The sequence below is a fragment of the Streptomyces sp. NPDC102259 genome (assembly GCF_044766465.1).
Classification (GTDB): Bacteria; Actinomycetota; Actinomycetes; order Streptomycetales; family Streptomycetaceae; genus Streptomyces.
This window is the reverse complement of sequence record NZ_JBIWMA010000011.1, coordinates 284019-290956: the sequence shown is the minus strand read 5'-3', so window position 1 is coordinate 290956 and position 6938 is coordinate 284019. Positions and strand designations below refer to the sequence as shown.

The following is a 6938-nucleotide window of genomic DNA, read 5'->3' as shown; positions in this document are numbered from 1 at the left end:
ATTTTTGGCACGCTGTTGAGTTCTCAAGGAACGGACGCTTCCTTTGTACTCACCCGAGAGACTCTCTCAGGCTTTCCTCCGGGCGCTTCCCTTCGATCTTGCGTTTCCGACTCTATCAGATCTTTTCTCGACCCGATTTCCTCGGTGCTTTCCAGGTTCCCGCTTTCGCGTTTCCCTTTCCGGCGGCTCCGACTCTATCAGATCCTTTTCTTGATCCGATTCCCTGTCGGGGGGATTGTCTTGGGCTTTGGGCTTTCGCCTGTCGGCCTTTCGACATTCACTACGTTAGCCGATTCCCTCTGCGACTCATAATCGAGTTCCGCCAGGTTGGAATTCGGGCATGCGGGCATGCCGAATTCGCTCCCGCTGAGGGGCGTTGTAGGTAGTGGGTTGGCCGCTTCCGACTGCCGGCGAATGCCGTACCCGGTTCAAGCGGCTCGGGCCACGTTACGCGCCGGCGAACAGCGAGTCAACTTCGGCGACGCCTGGGGACATGGGCCCGATAGGGGCTCACCGTCGGGTCGTCGGCGACCCAGTACCGCCAGGGGTGGACCGCTCCGTCGCCGGAGACTCCGGTGCGCGGGCCGTTGCGTACCTGGTCGGAGGGGACCGGGGTGCCGGTCAGGATCCTCAAAGGGGTGTCCCCGGTGGCGCAGGCGTCCGTACCGTCGAGGGCTCGGTCCACGTCCAGGGCAGTGGCCAGGCGGGCGGGCCCTTTGGCCAGTTCCTTGTCATTTCGGGCCGAGAGTCGACGTTTGCGGGCCGACTCGGCGCCCTCGACGATCTCGCCGGCGCGGAGCAGGACAGCGCTCGCCGTGCCGTCCGGACCGCAGACGAGGTTCATGCAGTGCCACATGCCGTAGGTGAAGTAGACGTACACATGTCCGGGCGGACCGAACATCACACCGTTGCGGGCCGTGGGACCGCGATACGCGTGGGAGCCCGGGTCGTTCGGTCCGTCGTAGGCCTCGACCTCCGTGAGGCGCAGGGTGATCGGACCGTCGGGGGTCGTACGGACGAGGAGACGGCCGAGCAGATCCTGGGCCACCTCCCGGACAGGGCGGTCGAAGAAGGTCCTGGGCAGGGGCGTACGGTCGGGGGTCGCGATCATGCCCTCCGAGCGTAGTGCAGACCCGTGGGTGCGTCGGGGTGGTCAGCGGGCATCCGTCTTGCCAGGGTGTGGGGCACGGAACCGGCCACGCCGGGATCGCGTATGTAGGGGTCGAGGGATCCCGTAAGAAGAAGGTCGTAGAGGGAGAGACATGGCGTTCAAGAAGCTGCTCGCGAGTCTGGGGGCCGGCGGGGCTTCGGTCGAGACCGTGCTGACCGAGGTCAACGTCGTTCCGGGCGGTGTCGTCCAGGGTGAGGTGCGGATCCAGGGCGGGTCCGTCAACCAGCAGATCGAGGGGCTCTCGGTCGGGCTGCAGGCCAAGGTCGAGGTGGAGAGCGGCGACCAGGAGTACAAGCAGGACATCGAGTTCACGAAGCTGCGGCTCGGGGGCGCCTTCGAGCTCCAGGCCGGTGCCGTGCACGCGGTGCCGTTCGGGCTCGAGATCCCGTGGGAGACGCCGGTCACGACGATCGACGGCCAGACGCTGCGTGGCATGAACATCGGTGTGACCACGGAGCTGGAGATCGCCCGCGCCGTGGACTCCGGCGACCTGGACCCGATCAACGTGCACCCGCTGCCGGCGCAGAAGGCGATTCTCGACGCCTTCATCCAGCTGGGCTTCCGCTTCAAGAACGCGGACCTGGAGCGCGGGCACATCCGCGGCACGCGGCAGAAGCTGCCGTTCTACCAGGAGATCGAGTTCTTCCCGCCGTCGCAGTACCGGGGGCTGAACCAGGTCGAGCTGAGCTTCGTGGCCGATGAGCACACGATGGACGTCGTGCTGGAGATGGACAAGAAGCCGGGGCTGTTCAGCGAGGGCAGCGACACCTTCCGCTCGTTCCAGGTGGGTCTGCACGACTACCAGGGAACCGACTGGGCGGCGTACCTCAACCAGTGGCTGTCCGAGGTCGGCAGCAAGCGCAACTGGTTCTGAGCCGGACAGAGGGCCCGGAGTGCCGTACGGCGTTCCGGGCCCTCTGTGCGTCCTCGCGCGGGGCGTGAAGGTCGTAGGCTCCGAAGGGAGTGCCTTTCCGATCAATCAGGAGGTGTCCAGGTGACCGAGCTGAAGAGGCGGCCGCTGCCCCACGATTTCCATCCGCCGGTGCCGTCGTTCACGGTCACGAGCGAGGATGTGGAGGAAGGGGCGACGCTCAAGGACGCCCAGGTCCACGCGGCGGGGAACACCTCGCCGCAGCTGCGGTGGGAGGGTTTCCCGTCCGGGACCAAGAGCTTCGCCGTGACCTGCTACGACCCCGATGCCCCGACGGGCAGCGGATTCTGGCACTGGGTGCTGTTCGACATCCCGGCCTCGGTGACCGAGCTGCCCGCGGGTGCGGGCGGCGGCAAGTTCGAGGGGCTGCCCGAGGGCGCCGTACACGCGCGCAACGACTACGGCACCAAGGAGTTCGGCGGAGCCGCTCCGCCGCCGGGGGACGGGCCGCACCGGTACGTCTTCACGGTGTACGCGGTGGATCAGGAGAAGCTCGGCCCGGACGCCGACGCCTCGCCCGCCGCCGTGGGATTCAATCTGCGGTTCCACACGATCGCCCGCGCTCAGTTGATCGGTGAGTACGAACTTCCCGCGGAGGGATGAGTCAGCTCATCGTTCATTGAACGTTTGCCCGCCTCTGGTCTTGGAAGTGATCAGAGGCGGGCATTTTTGTTGCCGGGGGTCGCGGGGGTCACCTCCCGTGGAGCAGCAGATATTGCGTTGTCCATCTCGGCGTGCCCGGCCAGAGTTGATCCCAGCCCGCCAGGGGGTGGGCCGGTGCACACAGGAGGTGGGCTGGTATGCGGGACACGCTGGTACTGAACGCGAGCTTCGAGCCGCTGTCGACGGTGACGTTGAACCGAGCCGTCGTTCTGGTGCTTCAGGACAAGGCCGTCGTCGAGCAGGCCCACCCCGAACTGCGGATGCGCGGAGCCGAGGTCGACATCCCGGCGCCTCGTGTGATCAGGCTGTGCAGGTACGTACGGGTGCCGTTCCGAAGACAAGCTCCGTGGTCGAGGCGGGGTGTGCTGATAAGGGACCGGCACCGGTGCGCGTACTGCGGTCGCCGGGCGACGACCGTGGACCACGTGGTGCCGCGGGCCCAGGGGGGCCAGGACGTGTGGCTGAACACCGTCGCCTCGTGTGCCGAGGACAATCACCGCAAAGCGGACCGGACTCCGGAGCAGGCGGAGATGCCGTTGCTGCGGCAGCCGTTCGAGCCGACGCCGGCGGACGCGATGCTGCTGGCCCTGGGGCAGGACGACCTGGCCGCGCTGCCGGAGTGGCTGACCATGGACGCGGCGTAGCCCGGATCCGGATGTGACCGGGGGTCAGTCGATCGACGGCTTCTCCCGGCGTTCCGAACCGCCGCCGTTGCCGGAGTCGTTGCCTCCCGAACCCCCGCCGAAGGGGCCGAAGTTGCCCATGGCGCCGGACAACCCCTTGAGGGCGTCGCCGATTTCGCTGGGGACGATCCAGAGCTTGTTGGCGTCGCCTTCGGCGATCTTCGGGAGCATCTGGAGGTACTGGTAGGAGAGGAGCTTCTGGTCCGCGTCGCCGGCGTGGATGGCCTCGAAGACCGTGCGCACGGCCTGGGCCTCGCCCTCGGCGCGCAGGGCCGCCGCCTTGGCCTCGCCCTCGGCACGCAGGATCTGCGACTGCTTCTCGCCCTCGGCGGTGAGGATGGCGGCCTGGCGCGTGCCTTCGGCGGTGAGGATCGCGGCGCGCTTGTCACGGTCGGCGCGCATCTGCTTCTCCATCGAGTCCTGGATGGAGGTCGGGGGCTCGATGGCCTTCAGTTCCACGCGGTTGACGCGGATGCCCCACTTGCCGGTCGCCTCGTCGAGGACTCCGCGCAGCGCAGCGTTGATCTCCTCGCGGGAGGTCAGGGTCCGCTCGAGGTCCATGCCGCCGATGATGTTGCGGAGCGTGGTGACGGTGAGCTGCTCGATCGCCTGGATGTAGCTGGCGACTTCGTAGGTCGCGGCCCGGGCGTCGGTCACCTGGTAGTAGATGACGGTGTCGATGTTCACGACCAGGTTGTCCTGGGTGATCACCGGCTGCGGCGGGAACGGCACGACCTGTTCGCGCAGGTCGATGCGGTTGCGGATGGTGTCGATGAACGGGACGACGATGTTGAGGCCCGCGTTGAGTGTCCTCGTGTAGCGGCCGAACCGCTCCACGATGGCGGCACTCGCCTGTGGGATGACCTGGATCGTCTTGATCAGGGCGATGAAGACCAACACCACCAGAATGACCAGGACGATGATGACCGGTTCCATCGCGGCTCCCCGTACCTTTCTCCGCCTCGGCGCTTTCGGAAGATCTTATGCCTGTTGAAGATCTTGCTGGACGAGTGTGACAGACCGTCGTGCGGCTCGTGAGGTGTTCTGTTCACTTACGTCGTGCGGGAGTTGCGCGGAGTCAGATGACGATCGCCGTGGCCCCCTCGATGTCCACGACGTCGACTTCCTGCCCCACGTCGTAGGCGCGGTCGGTGTCGAGGGCGCGTGCCGACCAGATCTCGCCGGCGAGTTTGATACGGCCGCCCGAGCCGTCGACGCGCTCCAGCACGACGGCCTGCTTGCCCTTCAACGCGTCGATGCCGGTGGCGAGTTGGGGACGCTGCTTGGCGTGCTTGATCGCGATCGGGCGTACGACGGCGATCAGTGCGACGGAGACGACGATGAAGACGAGCACCTGGGCGACGGCTCCGAAGCCGAGGCCTGCCGCGACGGCCGCGGCCACCGCGCCGACCGCGAGCATGCCGAATTCGGGCATGGCGGTCACCACGAGCGGGATTCCGAGCGCTGCCGCCCCGACGAGCCACCACACCCACGCGTCGATGTCGTTCACACCGTCATGGTAGGGCCGCACGTCCTGCCGGGGACAGGGCGCACAAGGAGCGGTCAGGACATCGGCAGGCCCTGTGCGGTCCAGCGGTCGCCGACCTGTTCCACGACGAGCGGGAGGCCGAAGCAGAGGGAGAGGTTGCGGGAGGTGAGCTCGAGCTCGACCGGGCCCGCGGCGAGGACCTTGCCCTGGCGGATCATGAGGACGTGGGTGAAGCCGGGGGCGATCTCCTCGACGTGGTGGGTCACCATGATCATCGAGGGGGCGATGGGGTCGCGTGCGAGGCGGCCGAGGCGGCGTACGAGGTCCTCGCGGCCGCCGAGGTCCAGGCCGGCGGCGGGCTCGTCGAGGAGCAGCAGCTCGGGGTCGGTCATCAGAGCGCGGGCGATGAGGGTGCGCTTGCGCTCGCCCTCGGAGAGCGTGCCGAACTTGCGGTCCAGGTAGTCGCTCATGCCGAGGCGGTCGAGGAAGGCGCGGGCGCGCTGCTCGTCGACGTCCTCGTACTCCTCCTGCCAGCCGGCGGTCATGCCGTAGGCGGCGGTCAGCACCGTCTGGAGGACGGTCTGGCGCTTGGGGAGCTTGTCGGCGAGGGCGATGCCGGCCATGCCGACGCGGGGGCGCAGCTCGAAGACGTCGGTGCCGGGGTTGCCGAGGGTCTCGCCGAGGATGGAGACGGTGCCGGCGCTGGGGAAGAGGTAGGTCGAGGCGATGTTCAGCAGGGTCGTCTTGCCGGCCCCGTTGGGACCGAGGATGACCCAGCGCTCGCCCTCCTTGACCGACCAGGAGACCTGGTCCACCAGAGCCCGGCCCTCACGGACCACGGATACGTCCTGAAGCTCCAGAACATCGCTCATGAGCGCGTTGTCTCCCCTTGCTGTGTGGCCGGTCGTTTGTCGCGGGCGCCTGTGGCTCGGACCGCCGCGCGTGGGTGGGCGCGGCCTCTCCGGGAAAATCTACGCCACCGGTCGGGCGGCCCGTTCCATCGGTCCGGTCCTTAGGGTGGGGGGATGCTCTCGGAACCGCGCTCTGGTCGCCTCGCCGCTTGGGGAAATGCCCTGTTGGCCGGAATCGTCTCGCCGGACGACGCCGTGCTCGCCATCGTCGGCGACGACGCCGTGCACCGGGTGGAGGGGCTGCCGGGCGAGTCGGCGCCCGTCGGACTCACGCTCGCGCTGGGGCGGCTGCGCACGCTCGGGGTGGACGGGCTGCGGGTGGCGCTGCCCGCGCCGGGGCATCCGCTGGGGTTGAGCGGACCGCCGGAGTTCAACACGCGGGCGTTGGAGGCGGAGGAGGCGGTGGTCTGTCACGGCGCCGGGTACGGACTGGTGCCGGAGGTGTACGAGGCCGGGCCCGACGGTGACGTGCATGTCGAGGTCGTGTGGCACTGCCTGCCGGTGCGGGAGGCTCCGCCGGCCGACGTGCCGTCGCTGGGCGAGGCGGAACGGGAGCTGGCGGAGGCGCTGCGGGACGCCACGGCGGTGCTGGCGCGGCTGGACCTGGCGGGATCGGGGCCGGTGGCGGAGGCGGCGATCGACGCGTACCGGGCGCGGGCCGAGCGGGGGCGGGAGGTCCTGGCGCCGGGGTATCCGCCTCGGGCGGTGCGGGTGCTGGAACTGGCGCAGCGGGTGGGGCTGCTGGTGTCCCTCGCCTATGAGAACGGTCCCGGGGGCGCGGTGAGCTCGGCGGAGATGGCGGTGCGGGCGGAGGCCTTGCGGCCGGTCGAGCGGACGGGGCGGCGGGCTCAGGTCGCCGCGTACAACTCCGTTGTGGAGGAGCGGGAGCGGGGGGTTCGGTGAGCGTCGGGCTGGATGCCCCGGGTTGGGGTGAACCTCTGGGGGCCGTGCCCCCAGGCCCCCCTTCGGCCCTGATGGGGCCTCGTCCTCAAGCGCCGGGCGGGCTGAGTTGCCGGGCGGCGTCGAAAGGTCGCGGCATGCGGAGGGGCCCACGCGTCGTCTGTGACGCGTGGGCCCCTCCGTGGTGCGG

General features: G+C 68.8%; 8 protein-coding genes. 4 read left to right on the top strand and 4 right to left on the bottom strand.

Translation table 11 applies throughout. The features are described from left to right. Nucleotides 1-469 precede the first annotated feature (469 nt). Nucleotides 470-1111, bottom strand: coding sequence for a DNA-3-methyladenine glycosylase (locus tag ACIRPU_RS25615; RefSeq protein ID WP_384125556.1), 642 nt, complete (start codon nt 1109-1111; stop codon nt 470-472). Between the two features lie 151 nt (nt 1112-1262). Between ACIRPU_RS25615 and ACIRPU_RS25610 the strand changes: the two genes are divergently transcribed. From ACIRPU_RS25610 to ACIRPU_RS25600, 3 genes are all read left to right on the top strand, one after another. Next, complete coding sequence (locus tag ACIRPU_RS25610; protein WP_355703967.1) at nt 1263-2045, top strand: sporulation protein; 783 nt, start codon at nt 1263-1265, stop codon at nt 2043-2045. Between the two features lie 120 nt (nt 2046-2165). Then, nucleotides 2166-2705 carry a YbhB/YbcL family Raf kinase inhibitor-like protein gene (locus tag ACIRPU_RS25605; protein ID WP_403871280.1) on the top strand — a complete coding sequence of 180 codons (540 nt, stop codon included), beginning with the start codon at nt 2166-2168 and terminating at the stop codon, nt 2703-2705. A 197-nt stretch (nt 2706-2902) separates the two neighbouring features. After that, complete coding sequence (locus ACIRPU_RS25600) at nt 2903-3409, top strand: HNH endonuclease (RefSeq protein ID WP_054239279.1); 507 nt, start codon at nt 2903-2905, stop codon at nt 3407-3409. Nucleotides 3410-3433: 24 nt separating this feature from the next. On the opposite strand, the gene ACIRPU_RS25595 is transcribed toward ACIRPU_RS25600, so the two are convergent. The 3 genes from ACIRPU_RS25595 to ACIRPU_RS25585 form a co-directional block, all read right to left on the bottom strand. Further along, complete coding sequence (locus ACIRPU_RS25595; RefSeq protein WP_385570309.1) at nt 3434-4384, bottom strand: SPFH domain-containing protein; 951 nt, start codon at nt 4382-4384, stop codon at nt 3434-3436. Between the two features lie 142 nt (nt 4385-4526). Next, nucleotides 4527-4958 carry an NfeD family protein gene (locus ACIRPU_RS25590; RefSeq protein WP_355703964.1) on the bottom strand — a complete coding sequence of 144 codons (432 nt, stop codon included), beginning with the start codon at nt 4956-4958 and terminating at the stop codon, nt 4527-4529. 53 nt (nt 4959-5011) lie between these two features. After that, on the bottom strand, nt 5012-5809 hold the full coding sequence (locus tag ACIRPU_RS25585) for an ABC transporter ATP-binding protein (protein WP_403871275.1): 798 nt from the start codon (nt 5807-5809) through the stop codon (nt 5012-5014). A 153-nt stretch (nt 5810-5962) separates the two neighbouring features. Between ACIRPU_RS25585 and ACIRPU_RS25580 the strand changes: the two genes are divergently transcribed. Continuing rightward, entirely contained in the window at nt 5963-6751 is a 789-nt protein-coding gene (locus ACIRPU_RS25580; RefSeq protein ID WP_403871272.1) for a hypothetical protein, read from the top strand. The last annotated feature ends 187 nt before the right edge of the window (nt 6752-6938 follow it).